Genomic DNA, 19,311 nt, shown 5'->3' on the forward strand with positions numbered 1-19,311 from the left:
CCGGCGGCGGCTGCGGCAGGGCAAGGGCAGGCGAAAGATCCGTCCCGCGAAGGGCATGCTGCCGGGCGTTACCGGAATCACATCGTCCGCACATGATCCTTCGCTATCTTCCGGGCCGAAAGCCCATGCTGGAGTGCACGGATGAAGATCCACCATGCCGCCATTGTCGGCGGCGGCGTCGCCGGCCTGGCCGCAGGCATACGACTGTTGCAGCAAGGAGTTCGCGTCAGTCTGTTCGAAGCCAACGACACCCTGGGTGGCTGCTGTTCCACCACGCTGGTCAATGGTTTTCGATTCAACAATGGCGCCATGTTCGTGGCCGTTCCCAACCTGCTTGACCACGCCTTCGAGCGGCTGCAACTGCATCGCGCCACCGTGCTGCCGATGCGTCGCATCAATACGCCGCAGGCGTCGATCCTGCCGGATGACACGCTGGTCACCCTGGGTGACCGGCACCACGTACGCGTCGAGGGCAAGCGGGGCGAGGCGCGCACGGTCACGCTGCTGGGCGAGATCGAACGCTGCCTGGCGCGCTGGAACCCGCTGCTGAAGATCTTCACCGACGACTTGCTGACCCGGCCGATGTCGCTCCCGCGCGTGTTCGCCAGGACCTGGCGGCACCTGCCCAAGTTGCGCGGCAGCCTGGCCGGCGAACTCAGGCGTGGCTTCAGCGATCCGCAGGCGCGCGCCGCGCTGGCCGCGGTCACGCTCTACACCGGCCTGCCCGCCGAACGTACGCCGGCCTTCCTCATCGTGGGGCTGGTCTCCATGCTGCAGGACGGCCTCTATCTGCCGGAAGGTGGCATGGGCGCGATCACCGATGTGCTCGAGTCGACCTTCCGCCGGCTCGGCGGACAGGTACGCACCGGGGCGCCGGTCGCGCGCATCCGCATCGAAGGCGGGCGCGCGCATGGACTGGCCCTGGCCAGTGGCGAAGTAGTCGCCGCCGATGCCGTCGTCTCCACCACGGGCGGCATGCACACGTTCACCGAACTGGTGGAGCCATCGCTGGTGCCGCCCGCGATGCAACGACGGGTACAGCGCGCGCCGCTGTCGCACCGCACGCTCGGCATCCAGCTGGGGCTGCGCAACCGGCTGCTGCCACCGGCGCATTCGGTCAACCACGTGCCGCTGATGGAGGAGCAGTCGCAGTTCCTGTTACCGCAGCCCGATGGCGTCCGCTGGTTCAACTACACCGTGCCCACGCGGCCGATGCCGGACCTGGCGCCTGCCGGCGGCAGCATCGTGGAATTGTTTGGCGCCGTCGACGAAAGCCTTCCGCTGGAAGCATGGAGCGACGAGGTCAGGATGACGGCGGCGGAAACCTATATCGCCGCGCTGGGCCGATACCAGCCGCTGGATATCGCCACCACGCGCCTGCTCAGCCCCAGGGACTATGCTGAGCACATGCACCTCCATGCCGGCGCGGTCTACGGCCTGTCGCCGGCGGCGCGGCCGGACCAGCAGTTCCCCCACAAGACCCCGCTGGCCGGGCTCTTCCTTGCCGGCCAGACCACTTACCCGGGCTTTGGCGTGGCCACCTCGATGTTTTCGGGCGTGTTCGCGGCCGACGCCCTGCTGACGCCAACACGGCCCTGAGGAAAGTCATGTCGCCATTCGTCGCTGCGGCCACTAGAGTGCGCGGTCAGAACGCATGCCCTGCCATCGACGGAATTCCAAACACCCACGGAGCACCGCATGAACCGCACGCGCTACCCCGCCCTTGCCGCCGCCCTCTGGGGCGGCTTCGTCGCCGGCACGCTGGATATCGGCGCCGCCTCGCTGATCAGCGGCTATAACCCGGTCGTGATCCTCAAGTACATCGCCGGTGGACTGCTCGGCAAGTCGGCGCTGGCCGGCCCGCCCTCGGTCGCCGTGCTCGGGCTGGTGCTGCAGTGGGCCATGTCGATCCTCATCGCCGCCATCTTCGTGTTCGCGGCACGCCGCCTCGCCGGCACGCGCAACTGGCCGGTCTGGGGCGTCGCATATGGCGTTGTCATCTTCATCGTCATGAACTACGTGGTGGTGCCGCTGTCGGCGCTCGGCAAGGTGCCGCACTTCAGCACCTACAGCTTCATCGCCAACCTTGCCGCGATGCTGCTGTTCGGCTGGATCGTGGCCTTCTTCGCGCGGATCTTCCTGCATCCCGCCGCGGCCGGCGGCACCTCGGCCGTGCAGTCGTAGTGCCGGCGCAACGAGGTCGTCGCGGTGAGTGAGTGCGCATGGTGGCTGTACCTGATCGAGTGCCAGGACGGCTCGTACTACGCCGGCATCACCAACGACCTTGACGCGCGCTACGAGGCGCATGCGGCCGGACGCGGTGCGCGTTACACGCGCTCCCATCCGCCCCGCCGACTGCTCGGCGCACGGGCCTACCCGAATCGCGCCGCGGCTTCGCGCGCCGAGTGGGAAATCAAGCAGCTGCCGAAACAGCGCAAGATCGCCTACCTCACGCAAGACCGGGCCTGAGTCGCCGACTATCGCCCCATGACTCATCCCGCATGCGCCGGGATGAGTCATGGGAAACAGCGACGGTGGATTACGACTTCTTCAGCATGGCCGTCAACTGGTCGAGCTGCGAACGATAGCGGTCGAGTGTCCTGGCCGTGGCCACCGCGTACTGGTTGGCCTCGCTCCAGCGCCGGCCCTCCAGCGCCTCGCGCACGCCGGGCACCGTCTTCACTTCATAGCCGGTGAGCAGGCCGGGCGCGTAGATCATGTGCTTGAACCACGGACGACCCGGCAAGCCGGCCGGATCGGACAGCGCCTGCTCCATCTTCGCCATCAACGCGTTCAACGCCGCCCGCTGCGCCGGCGGCAGGTCGAAGCCGCCCGCCGCCCGTTCGTTGTAGGCCGCCTGGAAAGCCTGTGCGCTCTGCTTGAGCTCGCGCGCGGCGTGGTCAAGCGGCACCAGGTTGATGTCCGCCATGTCGGAGTCGCGCTCGGGCGCCGCCAGCGGACGCGCGGGATCGGAAACCAGCGCAAACGCGTGGCGATCGAGCAGCTGATGCTGCTGCTCGGTGTCCTGGCGCGTATCGTCGACCAGCTTGTGCAGTTCCACCAGGTAGCGGTCGAGCGTGGCGCTGAAGTCGCCGAAACGCAGCGGCAACACGGGGGCGTCAGCCGTGCGCAGCACGATGTGGCCGGCCACCTTGGACAGCGTCACGCCATACGCGAAGGTCGGATCGCCGAAGCGCACGTAGTGGTCGAACGAGTCGTACTGCGAATGGTAGATGCCGTCGCTTTCGTCCTCGCCGCCAAAGCCTAGGTCGAGCGAGGCGACGCCCAGGTGTTCAAGGAACGCGCTGAAATCGGAACCCGAGCCCAGCGCACCGATCGGCAGGTCGCCGCCCTGCAGCGCGATCTTCGCGTCCTCCTTGGCCGCGGCCTTGGCGTTCTTCTCGCTGCCCGTCACCAGCATGTGCGCACGCATGCGTTCGCGCACGCTCACCCTGGTTTCCGGATCGGTGACGCCGTCCGCGACCTGGTTGACCAGGTGCTGCAGCGAATGGCTGCCAGCGGCATTGAGGAAGCCACGCCCGTTGGTATCGGAGTTGAGGTACAGCACCGCCTTCTGGCGCAATTCGTCGGCGTGGGTTTCGGCCCATTCGGTCGAACCGAGCAGGCCCGGCTCCTCGCCGTCCCAGCTGGCATAGACCAGCGTGCGCTGCGGACGCCAGCCTTGTCGGTAGAGCGCGCCCATCGCCTTGGCTTCCGCCAGCAGGGCGACGTTGCCGGCGAGCGGATCCCACGCGCCGAAGACCCAGCCATCGTGGTGGTTGCCGCGCACGATCCACTGGTCGGGTTCGGTGGAACCCTTGAGCGTGGCGATCACGTCATAGATCGGCTTCTGGCCCCAGTCCGACTGCACCGTCAAATGCACCGGCGCACTGCCCGGGCCCATGTGATAGGTCAGCGGCAGCGCGCCGCGCCAGCCAGCCGGCGCCACCGGCCCCGTCAGCGACTTCAGCAGCGGCGTGGCATCGGCGTAGGAAATCGGCAACACCGGAATCTTCAGGATGGTCTTGGCGTCCTTCAGCGCCAGCCGCTTGGCGCCGGGGGTCGAACCCACGCCGGGCGTCAACGGATCGCCCGGATACTGCTGCATGTCCGCCACCGAGCCGCGCTGCACGGCATCTGCCGGGCGCCAGCCGCCCTGCGGATAGGTGTCGCCCTCGGCGTAGCCGTCGTCGTGCGGGTCGGAATAGATCAGGCAGCCGACGGCGCCGTGCTCCGCCGCAAGCTTGGGCTTGAGCCCGCGCCAGCCGCCGCCGTAGCGGGTGATGACGATCTTGCCGCGCACGTCGATGCCGCGCCGTGCCAGTTCCTTGTAGTCGTCCGGCATGCCGTAGTTGGCGTAGACCAGCGGTGCGGTGACGTCGCCGTCCGCACCATAGACGTTGTACGGGGGCAGCGCGTCCTGCCGGATGCCGGAGGTGGCATCGCCCGCCACGGCCGGCTCGTTCAGCGCGGCCGTGAAGGGATGCTGGCCGAGCAGTTCCAGCGCCACCTTCTTCGGCGTGGGATACAGCACGCTGAAGGTTTCGATGCGGGCGTCCCAACCCCATTCGCGGAACTTGGCCAGCATGAATTCGGCGTTGGCCTTGTCGTGCGGCGAGCCGACCTGGTTGGGTGCGGACGACATCTGCCGCAGCCACTCGCGCTGGTCAGCGGGGTCGAGCAGCGCGTCGAAGCGCTGCTCCAGGCTCTGCTGCCCGGTCGCGCCGGCAGCGGTAAAGCCGAGCATGCCTTCGCCGTGGCCTTCTTCGCCGGCCGCCATGGCGCTGCCGAATGTTGCAAACAGGCAGGCGGCGGCCACCAGGGGCCGTATTTTCAGTCGGGTCATGCCGTTGTCTCTCCCAGGGGACGGATCGTCTTGTCGTTGCCATGCCGCACGGGGCCGGCGTCACCCTCCCCTTATAGCCTGTGAGCCACGGCGCCCGCGTAGGACAGAGGTCATGCCTGCGCCGGTTGGCGCGCGAGACTGCAACTGGCCGCGGCTTGAGGCAGACTTCCCACTCCTGAGGGGGAGAAGGCCATGCGCAAGATGCTGTGGTTGTTCATGCTGTTGACGATGGCCTCGATGGCGCATGCCGGCGCCAGCAAGCCCGCCGCCCCACCGGACGTGCCAGCTTCCGAGATCGACGCTGCCCGCGAAGACGAACGGCTCGGCGAGGTCTACCTGCGCAACGGCAACCTGGCTGCCGCCACGGCCGCCTTCAACCGCGTACTGCGTTCCAGTGCCTTCGCCCGGCTACCGGAGGAGCAGCGTTACCACGCACTGGCTGCATCGGGCCTGCTGGCCCAGGAAGCCAAGGAAAACGAGGCCGCACTGCGCCTGCTGCGCCAGGCCACCGGGTTCAGGCAGGCCGATGGCCGCATCTGGTACACGCGCCTGGCGATCGCGTTCGACCTCAAGGATTACACCGATAGCGCGTATTGCGTGGCGACGATCGCGCGGCGCTGGCCCGAGACCCTGGACGACATCAATGACCACGCGATCTACCAGATCGCCGACCGGCTCGACACGACCGCTGCGCAGGCGTCCAAGCGGCAGATGCTCGAATCCCTCCATGACGCCCGCTGGATGGACTCCGACGGCGTGCCGAGTCCGCTCTGGCGCGACCTGGCGCGCCTGCTGATCGCACAGGGCCGGATGGACAAGGCCGCGGCCGTCGCGGCGCAGATCGACTCTGCCCGCGTCGCCATCAGCATGCGCATCGACAAGCGCTTCGACGGCATCACGCAGGCAAACCCCGCGGCATACGACATCGACCGCATCGCCCGCGCCGAAGTGGTCGCCGCTCGCGAGCGCGTGCGCGCCGAACCCGGCACGCTGCGCCGCGTGACCCATTTGCAGGGCCTGCTGCTTGGCACGCGGGAGTACGACGAAGTGATCGCGCTTGCCGATGGCGTCATCGCCCAGGTGAAGGACGTGCAAGGCTCGTCGGTCTACAAGGACTTCGACGAGGAATACGTCTGGGTGCTGGACCAGCGTGCCCGCGCGCTGGCGCGACAAGGGCACTGGGACGAAGCCATCGACCAATAGTCGCGCGCGGCCCGACGCCCCGAGCAAGGCGTGATGAATGTCAGCCAGATCATCAACCTGGGGTCATTCTATGCGGGCCTGCACCGGCCCGGCGAAGCGCTGGCCATGGTGTCGGAACTGGGCCCGATGAGCCCGTTCGGACGCATGCAGCTGGAAATCGTGAAACTGGAAATTGCCCTGCAGCAAGGCGACCGGGCCGCCGTGGCCACGCACCTGGCCTATATGCGCGAGCATCGAGCCGATGCCATCGCCACCTGGCAGAGCGCCCTGCTGGTTGCCGGTGACCTGGACGCCGCCGCCGACCTGCTGGTCGAGCGCCTCGACCACGAAGAGTGGCGCAGTGCCGCGCTCGACGACATGCAGCAATACGCCGACATGCGCCTCACGCCGGTCGATGCACAGTGCCTGCAGCGCTGGCGCGCGATCATCGCGCGCCCGGCCGTCCAGCAGGCGCTGGCCAAGGTCGGGCGCGTCGAGCACTTCAACCTGGACCCCGAGCAGACCTGACGACGAGGGCTTGGACGGTCCATGGAGGGCGGGTGTCGATTTCGCCCGCCGTGGTTCGTCGTCAGGAAGAGCCCCCTCCCTCGCCAAGGTAACCGCCCATGACCAGGAACCCGCCGCTTGTCCCCGCCGTTGAACTGGCCATGCGCAACGGCATGCGCTTTCCCGGCGAGAGCGAGGCGTATCGCCACGCGCGCGATGCCTTGCTGGCCGAGGAAATCGAACTGCGCCGGCACATCGAGCGGGTGGCCGAGCAACGCCGCGCGCTGCCGCCCGGCCCCGAGGTCACCGGCGACTACCGCTTCATGGGCGAACACGGACCGGTCGATTTCGCCGGACTGTTCGGTGACAAGCAGAGCCTGGTCACCTACAGCTACATGTTCGGGCCGCAGCGGGAACGGCCCTGCCCCATGTGCACCTCGCTGCTGAGCGCCTGGGACGGCGAGGCGCGCGACATCGAACAACGCGTGGCGCTCGCGATCATTGCGCGTTCGCCCATCGAACGGCTGCAGGCCTTCGGGAAGGAACGCGGCTGGCGCCACCTCAGGCTCTACTCGGACCTCAACGGCCACTACAGCCACGATTACCACGCGATCGGCGAGAACGGCGGCGACGAACCCGCCTTCAACGTCTTCACCCGCCGGGACGGCCGCATCCGTCTGTTCTGGGCCGGCGAAATGGGCGCCGCCAGCGCCGACCCGGGCCAGGACCCGCGCGGCGCCCCGGACCTCATGCCGCTGTGGACCGTGCTTGATTGCGTGCCCGAAGGGCGCGGCACCGACTGGTATCCGAAGCTCGATTACCCGGCCTGATGTTGCGCGCAGGTGGACCGCGCGGGCGACGATGGCCGCCGCCCGCGTGAGCTGTCATTCGCCAGGCGTCTTCAGGCAGTTGACCATCCAGGCCTTGCCATAGCGGTCTGTCAGCGCGCCGAAGCGCTTCGCCCAGAACGTCTCCTGGATCGGCATCTGCACTTCGCCACCGTCACTCAAGGCCTTGAACACGCGCTCGGCCTCGGCTGGCGTGTCGATCATCAGGTTCACGCAGCCCTTGTGCGTGGCGGTATTCGGCGGACCATCCGCGCCCATCAGCAGGCCGTTCGCCGTTTCCAGTTGCGAATGCATGACGCGGCCGTGCGTCTCGGGCGGCATTTCGGCGGCCATGGGCGACTCGCCGTACGTCATGCGCATGGTGATCTTCGCCTTGAACGCGGTGGCGTAGAAATCAAAGGCCTCCCTGCACTGGCCGTCGAAATTGAGGTACGGAATGAACTGCATGGCATGGGCTCCTGCGGTGGAATGAACGCTCCCGGTGACCGGTGAGCGCGCGTGTCATGGGTGCGACGAACGGGGTCGCTCAGGATCGACACGCGCCCACGACGCCGGTACGTCGCCAAAGGCAGGTCCGCTTATAGGGCATCGGGCGCGAACGTCCGGTCGATGTCCCCGACCACCCGACTGCGCAGGCAGGTCTCGCCGCGCCACCGTCCCGTCTCGTCAGGCGGCGACGAAGCGCCCGGCCCGGTATGCCTCCAGGCTGGGCGTCGCGCCGTACATCAGCTCCACGAACATGTTGCGTTCGTGCCACATCACTTCGAGGTCCCACAGGCAGAACGAAAAGCGGCCGGGGTCTTCGACCCATGCCGTCGCCGAAGCCATCTGCACCGACACCGAGGTGAACATCTCGTTGTCATTGCCCCACCACGCCAGCACGAGGTAACGCGCGCTGGCGCCATCGTGGCAAATGGCAAAGGCAGGCGTGGCGCGCCAGTCCACCTGCCGCGTGCGCTTCGCTTCCTGCAGGCGCGCCGCATAGGCCTCGATATCGACGGGCTGGTCGAAGGCGGAGATCGTGTAGATTTTGATGCCGTCCGGGTCGACCCAGTCGGTACGGCTCTCGATCTTCCTGGGCTTGAACATGGGATGGTCCTCACCGTGGACTGGCCGATCATAACCATCGTCGCCGCGCGGCGCTCCTCCGTCCCGCGAATTTCGGCGTAGTCTTGGCGGGTCCACGTCAGGAGGGTCGAACCATGTTCCACCGAACCGGCAAGCTGAGCGCGCTGTTTCCCGTCCTGCTGTTGATCATCTCGGCCAGCCCGGCCGCCTTCGGCGCCACCGACGCGACGCAGGTATCGCTGCAGGAGGCGGCGAACGGAAGCTGGCGTTCCGATGCCAACAAGGCGCGCGATGTCTACCGGCATCCGGTCGAGACGCTGCAATTCTTCGGCATCCGTCCCGACATGACGGTCATCGAACTGTCGCCGGGCGGCGGCTGGTACACCGAAATCCTCGCGCCCTATCTGGCCGCGCGCGGGCATCTGATCGAAGCGGCCTCGCCGAAGGCGGAGAAGTTCACCGCCAAGCTCAAGGGCAATCCGGCCGTGTTCGGCCACATCACCAGGGTCATTCCGTTTGCACCACCGGAACAGGTAAACCTGGGCCCGAGCCGCTCGGCCGACATGGTGCTGACCTTCCGCAACACGCACGACTGGCTGATCGACAGCCCCGATACGCTGGACGCCGTCTTCAAGGCAGCCTTCGACGTGCTCAAGCCCGGCGGCATCCTGGGCATCGAGGAACATCGCGCCAGGCCGTTCGAGGATGCCCACGTCACCGCCGGCGCGCTGCATCGCATTTCCGAGGACTACATGATTTCGCAGGCGGTGAAGGCCGGTTTCCGGCTGGCGGACGCCTCGGAGATCAATGCCAACCGCAACGATCCCGAGGACATCAACGTCCACCGTCTTCCGCCCGATCTGGCGGGACCCGAGAGCGAACATGCGCAGATGAAGGCGATTGGCGAATCCGACCGCATGACGTTGCGGTTTGTAAAACCGTGAGGTGGTGGTAATAAGGCGGGCCTCCTGCCATCGAGCCCGACCATGCACGAGCTGCCACCGTTCCACCTCGCCTTTCCGGTCACGTCGCTGGCCAATGCACGCGCGTTCTACGGCGAGCTGCTGGGTTGCCCGGAAGGACGCTCCAGCGCGAACTGGGTGGATTTTGATTTCTACGGCCACCAGATCGTCGCGCACCTGGCGCCGGAGGAAACCCGCGCCGTCGCCGCCCACGACGTCGATGGTGATGCGGTGCCGGTCCGCCACTTCGGCGTGGTGCTGTCCATGCAGGCCTGGCAGACGCTGGCGGACCGACTGCAGGCCACGGGCACGCGCTTCATCGTCGCGCCGCACATCCGCTTCCAGGGCCAGCCGGGCGAGCAAGCCACGATGTTCCTGCTCGATCCCTGCGGCAATGCGCTGGAGTTCAAGGCGTTCGCGGATCGCTCGCGGCTGTTTGCCAAGTGAAGCCGGAAGACCTGCAGCGGCTGGTCACCGTCGCCATGCCTTACGGCAAGTACCAGGGCCGCCTGATCGCCGACCTGCCCGGCGCGTACCTCGCCTGGTATGCACGCAAGGGTTTTCCTCGCGGCGACCTGGGCAACCTGCTGGCCCTGGCGCTCGAACTCGACCACAACGGCCTGAAGCCGCTGCTCGACCCGTTGCGCAAGCGCTAGCACGCGGCGACACGGCGCCGTGCCGGCGCCTCTATGGATCTGCCGGGGCCGCGATATCCGGGCAAAAGCGTCGCTGCCGCCCCTGCCGGCGCTTGGGTCAGCCTCCGCGACAGGTCATAATGTGCGGTTGCAGCACAGGATTCACCTGACCCCATGCATATCGGCATCGACTTCGGCACCAGCTACTCGGCGGCCGCCGCCATCGTCAACGGCGAGTTGACCCTGGTGCGTTTTGGCGTGGCCGAGCAGTTCCGCACGGCAGTGTATTTCCCCGAGCTGGTGCCCGATCCCAACGACTTTGCACTGACGCCCGAGCTCGAGGCACGGCTGGAAACCCAGCTGCGCCTGCTGCGCGCGCAGCAGCGCGAGATGGCCGCGGCTGCCGCGGCGCGCGGCCAGGCAGCGCAGTCGCGCAGCGAGGGCGAGTTGCGGCAGGAAGCGCTGCGTAGCGTACGCAGACAGTGGATGGAGGAACAGGCGCGCGAGGCTACCGCCTCGGTCGCGAGCTTCCAGCACGCGCTGTTCGGCGAGGAAGCGGTGGAGGGTTATCTCGACAGCGGTGGCGGCAACCTCATCGAGTCGCCCAAGTCGATGTTTGGCTATCGGCTCGACCCGCAGGTGCGCAAGGTGATCGTGCATATCGCCACCCACATCCTCGAACACATCCGCCTCACCGCCAGCCGCCAGTTCGGCGCGGCGGTGCGCGGCGCGGTGATCGGGCGCCCGGTGGAGTTCCGCAGTTCGATGGGCGCGGCAGGCTCGCAACAGGCCATCGAGATTCTGCGCGAGGCAGCCGCCGTGGCCGGCTTCGACGAAGTGAGCTTCCTCGAAGAACCTGCCGCTGCCGCGATGCACTACCACAAGAGTCTCGAGGCCCGTCAGCACGCATTGATTGTGGATATCGGCGGCGGCACCACCGACGTGACGCACGCGCACCTCGGCGGCGACCAGGCGCCGGCGATTGCGCGCAACTGGGGCCTGCCCAAGGGTGGCACCGACCTGGACGTGGGCGTGAGCCTGCACAGCTTCATGCCATTGCTCGGCAAGGACATCGTGCGCGTGCCGCAGCACCAGTTCGTGGAAGCGGCCAGCGTGCATAACCTGCCCAAGCAACGCGAGTTCCGCAAACAGAACTATCGCCTCGTTGCCGCACCCTACGGCCCGCGCCTGCGCGCGCTGCAGGAACCCGGCGCCACCACGCGCCTCAACCAGCTGGCCGAGCGCACCAAGATTACCTTGAGCACCGCGACCAGCCACTGCGCCGGGCTGGACTTCCTCGAGCCCGGCCTGGCCGTGGAAGCGGGCAGCGCTGATCTCGAGCAGGCCATCGAGCCTTTCCTTGCCCAACTGGAGCGCACGCTGTCCAACGTGCGCAACGACCTGCCTGCCCTGCCCGCCAGCGTATTCCTGACCGGCGGCACCTCGCGTTCGCCGCAGATCAGGGCACGCGTGCAGGCGTGCTTCCCCGAGATTCCGCTGGTGCAAGGCGACCCCTCGCTGGGCGTGGTGTCGGGACTGGCGGTCGCGGCCCGCGAAGCCGCTCGTTGCCTTGTCGCGGCAGCGCACGACGCATCGCCTGCGCCAGCCGTTGCGAGCGTCGGCTAGCGCAAACCATCAACCGCGTGGCCTGCCCGGGACGCGCTAGGTCGCAGCGTGGCCAAGATGGTGCACAGGCACCGTGCCATGGCGCAGCAAGCTCTCGAAGTCGCGGGCGACCGCGGCATGGCCAAAATGCTCGGTCACGTAGGCGCGCGCGGCCGTGCCCATCGACATACAGCGCTCGGTGTCGCACAGCGCAAGAATGCCCTCTCGCCATGCCTCGACGTCGCCCGGCGCGATCAGATAACCCGTGCTCTGGTCCTGCATCGTCTCGGGGATGCCGCCGATATCACTGCCCAGTACCGGCACGCAGCAGGCCTGGGCCTCGATGGCAACGCGACCGAAGGTTTCCGGCTCGACCGAGGGAAACGCCAGGAACGACATCGCACAACAATAGCGATAGGTGTCCGGCACCCATCCCGTGAAGTGATGCCGATAGGTGAAACCGCCCTGCGCCGCCATCGCGTGCAACACGCCTTCCTCCGGCCCGTTGCCCACCCACAGGGCGTGCAGGCGCGGCTCGGCAGCCATCGCCTCGTTCACTGCCCGCATCAGGGTGGTGACGCCCTTGCCGCCGTGCATGCGGCCAACGAAGCCCACGACGATCGCGTCGTCGTCGATGCCCAGTTCGCGGCGCACGGCGAGGCGACGCGCCGGATCGGGCTGGAACTGCTCGGTGTCCACCGGGTTGTACGAGATCGACACGCGGTCGGCGGGCACGCCCCAGCGAAGATAGGCATCGCGTGCGTATTCCGACACCGCAATGAAGCGCTGCGCCAGGCGCGGAATACCGTATTCGGAAATCTTGCTCATGCGCGGCGTGCGATGCCGGAACAGCGCGACGGGCGTGCCGGTCAGGCGGCCACATGCAATCAGCGGCCAGTATTCCTTGCCGAAGTTGCCGACCAGCCAGTCGGGCGAAAACGCCTTCAACCGTCCCAGCACCGCGGCGTAGCCGCGCGGGTCGTAGGCATTGCGAAACGTGCTGTAGATAGTGGGGATGCGTGCCGTTTCAAGCCCGCCGCCGATCAGTCCGCGTCGCGAGGCGACGGCTTCCACCTGGTGCCCGGCCCGCGCCATCGCCTTGGCGAGCGCGACAAAGTGCGTGGCAGCACCCGTGTTTTCGGGATTGGTCCCGACAAAAAGCAGTTTCATTTTCGTTTGTCTTCGTAACCTGTGAGCACCTTGGCAGCCACCTGCGCAAGCAAGTGGTGCCGCGCAACCTGTATGCGCGGCAGGCGCCAGAAATCAGTCGAACGCCCTGCGTCTGCCCGGCCGCGATCCGTGGTGGTAGCGGCTTCGAAACCAGCGCGCCGGGCCGCCTCGACGGAACGTTCGTCGTAGTCGCCGTACGGGTAGCAGAACTGCGTGATGCGCGTGCCCAGGCGATCCTCGAGTTCGACCTTGCAACCGTGCACTTCGTCGTGTTGCTTCGCGTCGTCGCATTGGCTCAGCCGCAGGTGCGTGCGCGTGTGCGCACCCACTTCCATGCCCGCCGCGCGCCAGCCGCGCAGCTGCTCCACCGACATCAGCGGCTTGCGCACGCCAAGCCGCTCGCTGTCCCATGCGTTGTACTGGCCGATGAACCCGCTGACGACATAGCAGGTCGCGGTGAAGCCATGCTGCTGCAGGATCGCGGCAGCTGACTCCAGGTTGTCGACGTAGCCGTCATCCAGCGTGATGACCGCAACACGACCTTGCCTTTCGCCGCGCAGATAGGGCATCGCGTCCGACATCGACATGCCGCGATAACCGAGCATCTTCAGCAGGCCCATTTGCCGGGCGAACGACGCGGGCGAAACGTACAAGCTGCGATAGACCTTCAGATCGCGCGGCGCAGCAGCGATGTTGTGGTACATCAGGATAGGTATTTTCACGGGACGTCCTGATGGCGCATGACTGAATCGGCGCGATCACTACGCACCTCTGGAACGCGACGCGGGGGGGCGGAACGGTGTCGTGACAACACCCGCCCCTTCCCGCCGTGACGCTGGCAGGCATAGTGAGCGTTCAAGCTGTCGATTGGCTTAGCTGGTCGCGCCGGGCGCGCGATGCGCCGGATGGGCTTCGCATCTTCTTTCGATGTGAAGGCGCGCAAGTCGGGAAATCATCGCTGGCGCCGGCAAGCGATGCGCGAAGGTTTTCGCCAGGCTGACGCAAGCCTGGCTATCGCCCTTGCGACGAATGTGAGCTGGCACACGCACAACCTGCGCGGCGCCGAAGTTGCGTGACGAGCGCCGAGCGCTGCCGTGGCGGCTTCAGGGCGGCGAAACCACCCTGGCCTCGAAGGAGATTGCAGCCGCGCCGTGATGGCAGGACATCCACGGGCGGCTGCACGCGCAGGCCGGAAAACCGCGCTTACATGTTGCGACGATACTCGCCGCCCACGTCGTACAAGGCGTGGCTGATCTGGCCCAGCGAGTTGTACTTCACCGCCTCCATCAGTTGCTCGAACACGTTCTTGCGCTCGCGCGCCGTGTCCTGCAACCGCTTGAGGCTTTCGGGAGCGAGGCCATTGCGCGCCTTGCCGAAGGCCAGCACGTTGTCGATCTGCTGGCCCTTCTCTTCCTCGGTGGAACGGATGAGCTCGATCTCGGTGGCGATCTCCCCGCCGTGGTCCTTGGGCAGGAAGGTGTTCACGCCGATCAGCGGCAGGCTGCCGTCGTGCTTCTTGTGCTCGTAGAACATCGACTCTTCCTGGATCTTGCCGCGCTGGTACATGGTGTCCATCGCGCCGAGCACGCCGCCGCGCTCGCTGATCGCGTCGAATTCCTTGTAGACGGCTTCTTCGACGATGTCGGTCAGCGCATCGACGATGTAGCTGCCCTGCCAGGGGTTCTCGTTGAAGTTGAGGCCCAGTTCCTTGTTGATGATCATCTGGATCGCCACCGCGCGCCGCACGCTCTCTTCGGTCGGCGTGGTGATCGCCTCGTCGTACGCGTTGGTGTGCAGGCTGTTGCAGTTGTCGAACAGCGCATACAACGCCTGCAGCGTGGTGCGGATGTCGTTGAACTGGATCTCCTGCGCGTGCAGCGAGCGGCCCGAGGTCTGGATGTGGTACTTCATCATCTGGCTGCGCGCGCTGGCGCCGTAGCGCTCGCGCATCGCGCGCGCCCAGATGCGGCGGGCCACGCGGCCGATCACGGTGTACTCCGGGTCCATGCCGTTGGAGAAGAAGAACGACAGGTTCGGCGCGAAGTCGTCGATGTTCATGCCCCGGGCGAGGTAGTACTCGACGATGGTGAAGCCGTTGCTGAGCGTGAAGGCCAGCTGGCTGATCGGGTTCGCCCCGGCCTCGGCAATGTGATAGCCGGAGATCGACACCGAGTAGAAATTGCGCACCTTGTGGTCGACGAAGTACTGCTGGATGTCGCCCATCATGCGCAGCGCGAACTCGGTCGAGAAGATACAGGTGTTCTGCGCCTGGTCTTCCTTCAGGATGTCGGCCTGCACGGTACCGCGCACGGTCTGCAGGGTGTCTTCCTTGATGCGTGCGTAGGTCTGGGCATCCACCAGCTGGTCGCCGGTGATGCCGAGCAGGCCGAGGCCCAGGCCCTCGTTGCCCTTGGGCAGGTCGCCGGCATAGGTCGGGCGCGCGCCGTTGGCAAACAGTTCGGCGATGCGCTTCTGCGCCGCCGCCCAGCGCGCCGGGTCTTCCTTCAGGTACTTCTCGACGTTCTGGTCGATCGCGGTGTTCATGAACATCGCCAGGATGATCGGCGCCGGACCGTTGATGGTCATCGACACCGAGCTGCTCGGTGCACTGAGGTCGAAGCCGGAATACAGCTTCTTCATGTCATCGAGCGAGGCGATGTTGACGCCGGAGTTGCCGATCTTGCCGTAGATGTCCGGGCGCGGTGCCGGATCTTCGCCGTACAGCGTCACCGAATCGAACGCGGTGGACAGGCGCGTGGCCGCGCCGCCCTGGCTCAGGTAGTGGAAGCGGCGATTGGTGCGTTCGGGCGTGCCCTCGCCCGCGAACATGCGGGTGGGATCCTCGCCGGTGCGGCGATACGGATACACGCCGCCGGTGTACGGGTAATGACCGGGCAGGTTCTCGCGCATCAGGAAGCGCAGCAGGTCGCCCCAGTCCCTGGTCTTGGGCGGCGCCACCTTCGGGATCTTCTGGTGGCTCAGCGATACGCGGTAGTTCTCCACCCGGATCACCTTGTCGCGCACCTTGTATTCGTTGATCTCGTCGGTCACCGACTTGTAGCGCGCCGGCCATTCATGCAGCAGGTGGATGGCGTGGTGGCTGAGTTCCTTGATCGCCTCGTTGTAGCGCTGGCGCAGCGTGAGCAGCGTGCGGTCGACGCCCTCTTCGTGCAACGCGCCGGCTTCGTAGCGCGCCAGCGCGCGCGGCAGCTGCGCGTCGCCCAGTTCCTTCAGCGACTCGTAGTAATGCTGCGCCTTGCTGGCGAACTCGGCCTCGCGCTCGATTTCCTTGTTGATGCCGCGGCCCTGCTCGGCGATCTCGGCGAGATAGCGCACGCGGCTGCCGGGAATCAGCACGGTGGCGCGCGGCTCCTTCAGCGTGGTGTCGAGCCTGGGCGTCCACTTATCCGCCGGCAGGCCGAGCTTGTCGCGCAGCAGGCGGCACAGGTTGGAGAACATCCACGTCACGCCCGGGTCGTTGAACTGGCTGGCGATGGTGGGAAACACCGGCACCTGCTCGTCGGTCAGCGTGAACGCCGTGCGGTTGCGCTTCCACTGCTTGCGCACGTCGCGCAGCGCGTCCTCGGCGCCGCGCTTGTCGAACTTGTTGAGCACGACGAGTTCGGCGAAGTCCAGCATGTCGATCTTTTCGAGCTGGCTGGCCGCGCCGTAGTCGCTGGTCATCACATAGGTGGGAAAATCGACCAGGTCGACGATTTCCGAATCGCTCTGGCCGATGCCGGCCGTCTCGACGATCACCAGGTCGTACGGCTGCGCCTTCAGGAAATCGATGCAATCGCGCAGCACCGCGCTGGTGGCGGCATGCTGGCGGCGCGTCGCCATGGAGCGCATGTACACGCGATGGCTGCGCAGCGAATTCATGCGGATGCGGTCGCCGAGCAAGGCGCCGCCGCTGCGGCGACGGGTGGGATCGACGGCCAGCACGGCAATGCGCATCTGCGGGAACGCGTGCAGGAAGCGCAGCAACAGTTCGTCCACCACCGACGACTTGCCCGCGCCACCGGTACCGGTGACGCCGAGCACCGGCGTCTGCTTGCCGGCCATCTTCCACTGCTTGCGCAGGTGGTCGAGCTCCGGATCCGCCAGTTCACCCTCCTCGATCGCCGAGAGCATGTGGCCGATGGAGATTTCGTCGTCGATGTCGACGCGCGGTTCGACCGTGGTGGCTTCCTCTTCCTTGGCGCGCTTGATCGCCGCGGCGCGGGTGCGGTGCATCACGTCCTCGATCATCTCGACGAGGCCGAGCTTCATGCCGTCGTTGGGGTGGTAGATGCGCTCCACGCCATAGGCCTGCAGTTCGCGGATCTCCTCCGGCGTGATGGTGCCGCCGCCGCCGCCGAACACGCGGATATGCGCGGCGCCATGCTGCTTGAGCATGTCCACCATGTACTTGAAGTACTCCACATGGCCGCCCTGGTACGACGACAGCGCGATGGCGTCGGCGTCTTCCTGCAGCGCCGCGCGCACCACGTCCTCGACCGAGCGGTTGTGGCCCAGGTGGATCACTTCCGCACCCTGCGACTGGATGATGCGGCGCATGATGTTGATGGCCGCGTCATGGCCGTCGAACAGGCTGGCGGCGGTGACGAAACGCAGGGGGCGGGTCTCCGCCTGGGCGGCGCGGGTGGAAACGTGCTGGGCGGGGGAACTCATGGGGACTCCGAAACTGCGTCTGCGTCGAATTCCCGATTTTAGTCGATGGTTACGTTTGGAACATGTTGCGGCGCGATTTTTCGTGCAGAAACCCGTTTCCGCGCCACCTCCAGGCGCGGCAACCGTGCGCGCCGGTATTGTCAGGCCGCGCGATCAATGGTCGCCAAACGGCAGATTCGGCGACGACACCACGCGCTCGCCCACCACTTCGCCGCGCAGGAAGGCCAGCGACGCCTCGATGACCTCCGGCGCGTCCAGCACGCGATGGTGGCCGAGCCCCTGCGTGCTGAGCAGGCGCGCACCCCGCCAGTGGCGGGCGTAGCGCTCGCCCTCGCCCCAGGGCACGTCGTGGTCGTCCATGTCGTGCACGATCAGCGCCGGCTGGCCGAGCGCGGACAGGTGGCGATGCACCTGCAGGTCATGGATGTTGATGCCTGACATGGCCTCCAGTCGCTGGTGCAGGCGCTCGTTCAGGTGCCTGCCAAGATGCACGAAACGGGTAAACCGGCGGGTGGCGTCGACCGGATCGGCGGCGGGCGCAATCAGGATCACCTTCTGCGCGTGCCAGGCCTCGCCCTGGGCCAGCGCGGCGGCGGTGCCGCCCAGCGAATGCGCGATGACCAGCGCCGCGTCGCCGAAGTGCCTGCCCACCTCGCGCACGGTGTTCACGAAATCGGGCAAGGTGCAGGTCTGGCCGCTGCTCTTGCCGTGGCCCGGCTGATCGAATGCCACCAGCGCATAACCCAGCGCCCGCAGCGACTGCACCCACGGCAGATAGCGCAACCCGAAGCTCGACCAGCCATGCACCAGCAGCGCATACGGCTGCCGTGACGGATCGCCCCATACATAGGTGGCGATGCGCTGCCCGCCGATGTCCAGCTCACCCTGCCTCATCGCGGCATCGGGCTCCGCATGCAACGCACGCTGGCGACTGCTGGCGAACGGCGTGACGAACAGCTGTGCCGCGCGGGCCACCGTGCGCGCGGGCGCCAGGCGGCTGCCCAGCGCAAAGGTGGCGCGCACCGCACTGAGCTTGAGTGCGCCGGAAGCATGGTGGCGTTTGCTGGCCGCGTGAGTGCGCGTCATGGCGCTGTCCTCTGGCTGGGATCGGGGCGATAGCTCGAAAGCAGGCGTTCGAAGCCGGCCAGCGTGTGCCGGCGGGCTTCTTCAAAACCAAACAGGCCGGCATCGTGATGCAGGCCCAGCATGAGCGAATAGATTTCGAAGGCGAGCTGGCCCGGATCGGTGCCGGCATCCAGCTCACCGTTCTCGATCGCGTGGCCGATGGCGCGACACATTTCCTCGCGCCACCCCGCCTGCTGGCGGGTCACGGCGTCGTGCAGCGGGCCCTCGCGCCCGTCGTATTCACCGGCAGCGGTGAGCAAGACGCAGCCGTTGCGATACTCCTGCGCCCACTCCACCCAGTTGGCGACGATCGCGCGCAGGCGCGGCAAACCGCGCGGGGACTTGAGCGCCGGCCACTTCACCTTTTTCAGGAAACGTAGCTGCCCGGCCTCGAGCACGGCCAGTTGCAAGTCCTCGCGGGAACCGAAGTGGGCGAACACGCCGCTCTTGGACATGCCGACATCCTGGGCCAGCACGCCGATGGAAAGGCCCTCCAGCCCTTCCGCGCGGGCCAGCTCATAGGCGTGTTCAAGAATGAGTTCGCGCGTGGCAGCGCGCTTGCCGGTGGTCGCAGTAGCGTTCATGGCCATAAAATAGCACGACCGTTCGTTCTTTTATAGTGAGGTAGCGGTGACGGCCTCGTTTCGGCGCCAGCCTGGCGCCTGAACCGGCCCGGATACCGGCGTCAA

General features: G+C 66.8%; 19 protein-coding genes. 11 read left to right on the forward strand and 8 right to left on the reverse strand.

Features of this window, described 5'->3' with window-relative positions; genetic code table 11:
* Window positions 1–141 precede the first annotated feature (141 nt).
* The 3 genes from ACXU4B_RS06815 (at window position 142) to ACXU4B_RS06825 (ending at window position 2,469) form a co-directional block, all read left to right on the forward strand.
* Complete coding sequence (locus ACXU4B_RS06815) at window positions 142–1,599, forward strand: phytoene desaturase family protein (protein WP_205746531.1); 1,458 nt, start codon at window positions 142–144, stop codon at window positions 1,597–1,599.
* Window positions 1,600–1,698: 99 nt separating this feature from the next.
* On the forward strand, window positions 1,699–2,184 hold the full coding sequence (locus ACXU4B_RS06820; protein ID WP_131408950.1) for a hypothetical protein: 486 nt from the start codon (window positions 1,699–1,701) through the stop codon (window positions 2,182–2,184).
* Between the two features lie 24 nt (window positions 2,185–2,208).
* Window positions 2,209–2,469, forward strand: a complete 261-nt coding sequence (locus ACXU4B_RS06825) for a GIY-YIG nuclease family protein (protein WP_131408952.1) — start codon at window positions 2,209–2,211, stop codon at window positions 2,467–2,469.
* Window positions 2,470–2,539: 70 nt separating this feature from the next.
* On the opposite strand, the gene ACXU4B_RS06830 is transcribed toward ACXU4B_RS06825, so the two are convergent.
* Window positions 2,540–4,846, reverse strand: coding sequence for a transferrin receptor-like dimerization domain-containing protein (locus ACXU4B_RS06830; RefSeq protein ID WP_131408954.1), 2,307 nt, complete (start codon window positions 4,844–4,846; stop codon window positions 2,540–2,542).
* A 192-nt stretch (window positions 4,847–5,038) separates the two neighbouring features.
* On the opposite strand from ACXU4B_RS06830, the gene ACXU4B_RS06835 reads away from it, so the two are divergent.
* The 3 genes from ACXU4B_RS06835 (at window position 5,039) to ACXU4B_RS06845 (ending at window position 7,365) form a co-directional block, all read left to right on the forward strand.
* Window positions 5,039–6,049, forward strand: coding sequence for a tetratricopeptide repeat protein (locus ACXU4B_RS06835; RefSeq protein ID WP_131408956.1), 1,011 nt, complete (start codon window positions 5,039–5,041; stop codon window positions 6,047–6,049).
* Window positions 6,050–6,082: 33 nt separating this feature from the next.
* Entirely contained in the window at window positions 6,083–6,556 is a 474-nt protein-coding gene (locus tag ACXU4B_RS06840; protein ID WP_131408958.1) for a hypothetical protein, read from the forward strand.
* 98 nt (window positions 6,557–6,654) lie between these two features.
* Window positions 6,655–7,365 carry a DUF899 family protein gene (locus tag ACXU4B_RS06845; protein ID WP_131408960.1) on the forward strand — a complete coding sequence of 237 codons (711 nt, stop codon included), beginning with the start codon at window positions 6,655–6,657 and terminating at the stop codon, window positions 7,363–7,365.
* A 54-nt stretch (window positions 7,366–7,419) separates the two neighbouring features.
* Here ACXU4B_RS06845 and ACXU4B_RS06850 read toward each other — a convergent pair whose 3' ends face one another.
* Entirely contained in the window at window positions 7,420–7,830 is a 411-nt protein-coding gene (locus tag ACXU4B_RS06850) for a VOC family protein (protein ID WP_131408962.1), read from the reverse strand.
* 219 nt (window positions 7,831–8,049) lie between these two features.
* Entirely contained in the window at window positions 8,050–8,472 is a 423-nt protein-coding gene (locus tag ACXU4B_RS06855) for a hypothetical protein (RefSeq protein WP_131408964.1), read from the reverse strand.
* A gap of 113 nt (window positions 8,473–8,585) precedes the next feature.
* Here ACXU4B_RS06855 and ACXU4B_RS06860 point away from each other — a divergent pair, with 113 nt between their 5' ends.
* From ACXU4B_RS06860 to ACXU4B_RS06875, 4 genes are all read left to right on the forward strand, one after another.
* Window positions 8,586–9,395, forward strand: coding sequence for a class I SAM-dependent methyltransferase (locus ACXU4B_RS06860; RefSeq protein WP_131408966.1), 810 nt, complete (start codon window positions 8,586–8,588; stop codon window positions 9,393–9,395).
* Window positions 9,396–9,437: 42 nt separating this feature from the next.
* Complete coding sequence (locus tag ACXU4B_RS06865) at window positions 9,438–9,860, forward strand: VOC family protein (RefSeq protein ID WP_165583162.1); 423 nt, start codon at window positions 9,438–9,440, stop codon at window positions 9,858–9,860.
* On the forward strand, window positions 9,857–10,069 hold the full coding sequence (locus ACXU4B_RS06870; RefSeq protein WP_131408968.1) for a DUF3820 family protein: 213 nt from the start codon (window positions 9,857–9,859) through the stop codon (window positions 10,067–10,069). Before ACXU4B_RS06865 ends, ACXU4B_RS06870 begins: the two co-directional genes overlap by 4 nt.
* A 153-nt stretch (window positions 10,070–10,222) precedes the next feature.
* Window positions 10,223–11,674: an Hsp70 family protein gene (locus ACXU4B_RS06875; RefSeq protein ID WP_131408970.1), complete on the forward strand. Its 1,452-nt coding sequence runs from the start codon at window positions 10,223–10,225 to the stop codon at window positions 11,672–11,674.
* 36 nt (window positions 11,675–11,710) lie between these two features.
* Here the strand turns inward: ACXU4B_RS06875 and ACXU4B_RS06880 are convergent, their stop codons facing one another.
* Entirely contained in the window at window positions 11,711–12,823 is a 1,113-nt protein-coding gene (locus tag ACXU4B_RS06880; RefSeq protein ID WP_131408971.1) for a glycosyltransferase family 4 protein, read from the reverse strand.
* Entirely contained in the window at window positions 12,820–13,527 is a 708-nt protein-coding gene (locus ACXU4B_RS06885; protein ID WP_131410422.1) for a polysaccharide deacetylase family protein, read from the reverse strand. The genes ACXU4B_RS06880 and ACXU4B_RS06885 overlap by 4 nt, the downstream gene beginning before the upstream one ends.
* Window positions 13,528–13,728: 201 nt before the next feature.
* Between ACXU4B_RS06885 and ACXU4B_RS06890 the strand changes: the two genes are divergently transcribed.
* Entirely contained in the window at window positions 13,729–13,899 is a 171-nt protein-coding gene (locus ACXU4B_RS06890; protein WP_458910853.1) for a hypothetical protein, read from the forward strand.
* A gap of 127 nt (window positions 13,900–14,026) precedes the next feature.
* On the opposite strand, the gene ACXU4B_RS06895 is transcribed toward ACXU4B_RS06890, so the two are convergent.
* From ACXU4B_RS06895 to ACXU4B_RS06905, 3 genes are all read right to left on the reverse strand, one after another.
* Window positions 14,027–17,497: a methylmalonyl-CoA mutase family protein gene (locus ACXU4B_RS06895; protein WP_131408975.1), complete on the reverse strand. Its 3,471-nt coding sequence runs from the start codon at window positions 17,495–17,497 to the stop codon at window positions 14,027–14,029.
* A gap of 153 nt (window positions 17,498–17,650) precedes the next feature.
* A complete protein-coding gene (locus ACXU4B_RS06900; RefSeq protein WP_131408977.1) occupies window positions 17,651–18,583 on the reverse strand; it encodes an alpha/beta fold hydrolase in 933 nt (310 codons plus the stop codon).
* Window positions 18,580–19,206 (reverse strand): TetR/AcrR family transcriptional regulator, encoded by a 627-nt coding sequence (locus tag ACXU4B_RS06905; RefSeq protein ID WP_131408979.1) that lies wholly within the window; start codon window positions 19,204–19,206, stop codon window positions 18,580–18,582. The genes ACXU4B_RS06900 and ACXU4B_RS06905 overlap by 4 nt, the downstream gene beginning before the upstream one ends.
* Window positions 19,207–19,311: the final 105 nt, after the last annotated feature.

It is taken from the genome of Dyella soli (genome assembly GCF_054482295.1).

Bases quoted from the DNA above. Each gene is read 5' to 3' on its own strand.
- ACXU4B_RS06865 (WP_165583162.1), top strand. From the start codon at position 9,438: ATGCACGAGCTGCCACCGTTCCACCTCGCCTTTCCGGTCACGTCGCTG.
- ACXU4B_RS06880 (WP_131408971.1), bottom strand. From the start codon at position 12,823: ATGAAACTGCTTTTTGTCGGGACCAATCCCGAAAACACGGGTGCTGCC.
- ACXU4B_RS06820 (WP_131408950.1), top strand. From the start codon at position 1,699: ATGAACCGCACGCGCTACCCCGCCCTTGCCGCCGCCCTCTGGGGCGGC.
- ACXU4B_RS06905 (WP_131408979.1), bottom strand. From the start codon at position 19,206: ATGAACGCTACTGCGACCACCGGCAAGCGCGCTGCCACGCGCGAACTC.
- ACXU4B_RS06860 (WP_131408966.1), top strand. From the start codon at position 8,586: ATGTTCCACCGAACCGGCAAGCTGAGCGCGCTGTTTCCCGTCCTGCTG.
- ACXU4B_RS06830 (WP_131408954.1), bottom strand. From the start codon at position 4,846: ATGACCCGACTGAAAATACGGCCCCTGGTGGCCGCCGCCTGCCTGTTT.
- ACXU4B_RS06845 (WP_131408960.1), top strand. From the start codon at position 6,655: ATGACCAGGAACCCGCCGCTTGTCCCCGCCGTTGAACTGGCCATGCGC.
- ACXU4B_RS06875 (WP_131408970.1), top strand. From the start codon at position 10,223: ATGCATATCGGCATCGACTTCGGCACCAGCTACTCGGCGGCCGCCGCC.
- ACXU4B_RS06850 (WP_131408962.1), bottom strand. From the start codon at position 7,830: ATGCAGTTCATTCCGTACCTCAATTTCGACGGCCAGTGCAGGGAGGCC.
- ACXU4B_RS06835 (WP_131408956.1), top strand. From the start codon at position 5,039: ATGCGCAAGATGCTGTGGTTGTTCATGCTGTTGACGATGGCCTCGATG.
- ACXU4B_RS06885 (WP_131410422.1), bottom strand. From the start codon at position 13,527: ATGTACCACAACATCGCTGCTGCGCCGCGCGATCTGAAGGTCTATCGC.
- ACXU4B_RS06895 (WP_131408975.1), bottom strand. From the start codon at position 17,497: ATGAGTTCCCCCGCCCAGCACGTTTCCACCCGCGCCGCCCAGGCGGAG.
- ACXU4B_RS06840 (WP_131408958.1), top strand. From the start codon at position 6,083: ATGAATGTCAGCCAGATCATCAACCTGGGGTCATTCTATGCGGGCCTG.
- ACXU4B_RS06900 (WP_131408977.1), bottom strand. From the start codon at position 18,583: ATGACGCGCACTCACGCGGCCAGCAAACGCCACCATGCTTCCGGCGCA.
- ACXU4B_RS06815 (WP_205746531.1), top strand. From the start codon at position 142: ATGAAGATCCACCATGCCGCCATTGTCGGCGGCGGCGTCGCCGGCCTG.
- ACXU4B_RS06890 (WP_458910853.1), top strand. From the start codon at position 13,729: ATGGGCTTCGCATCTTCTTTCGATGTGAAGGCGCGCAAGTCGGGAAAT.
- ACXU4B_RS06855 (WP_131408964.1), bottom strand. From the start codon at position 8,472: ATGTTCAAGCCCAGGAAGATCGAGAGCCGTACCGACTGGGTCGACCCG.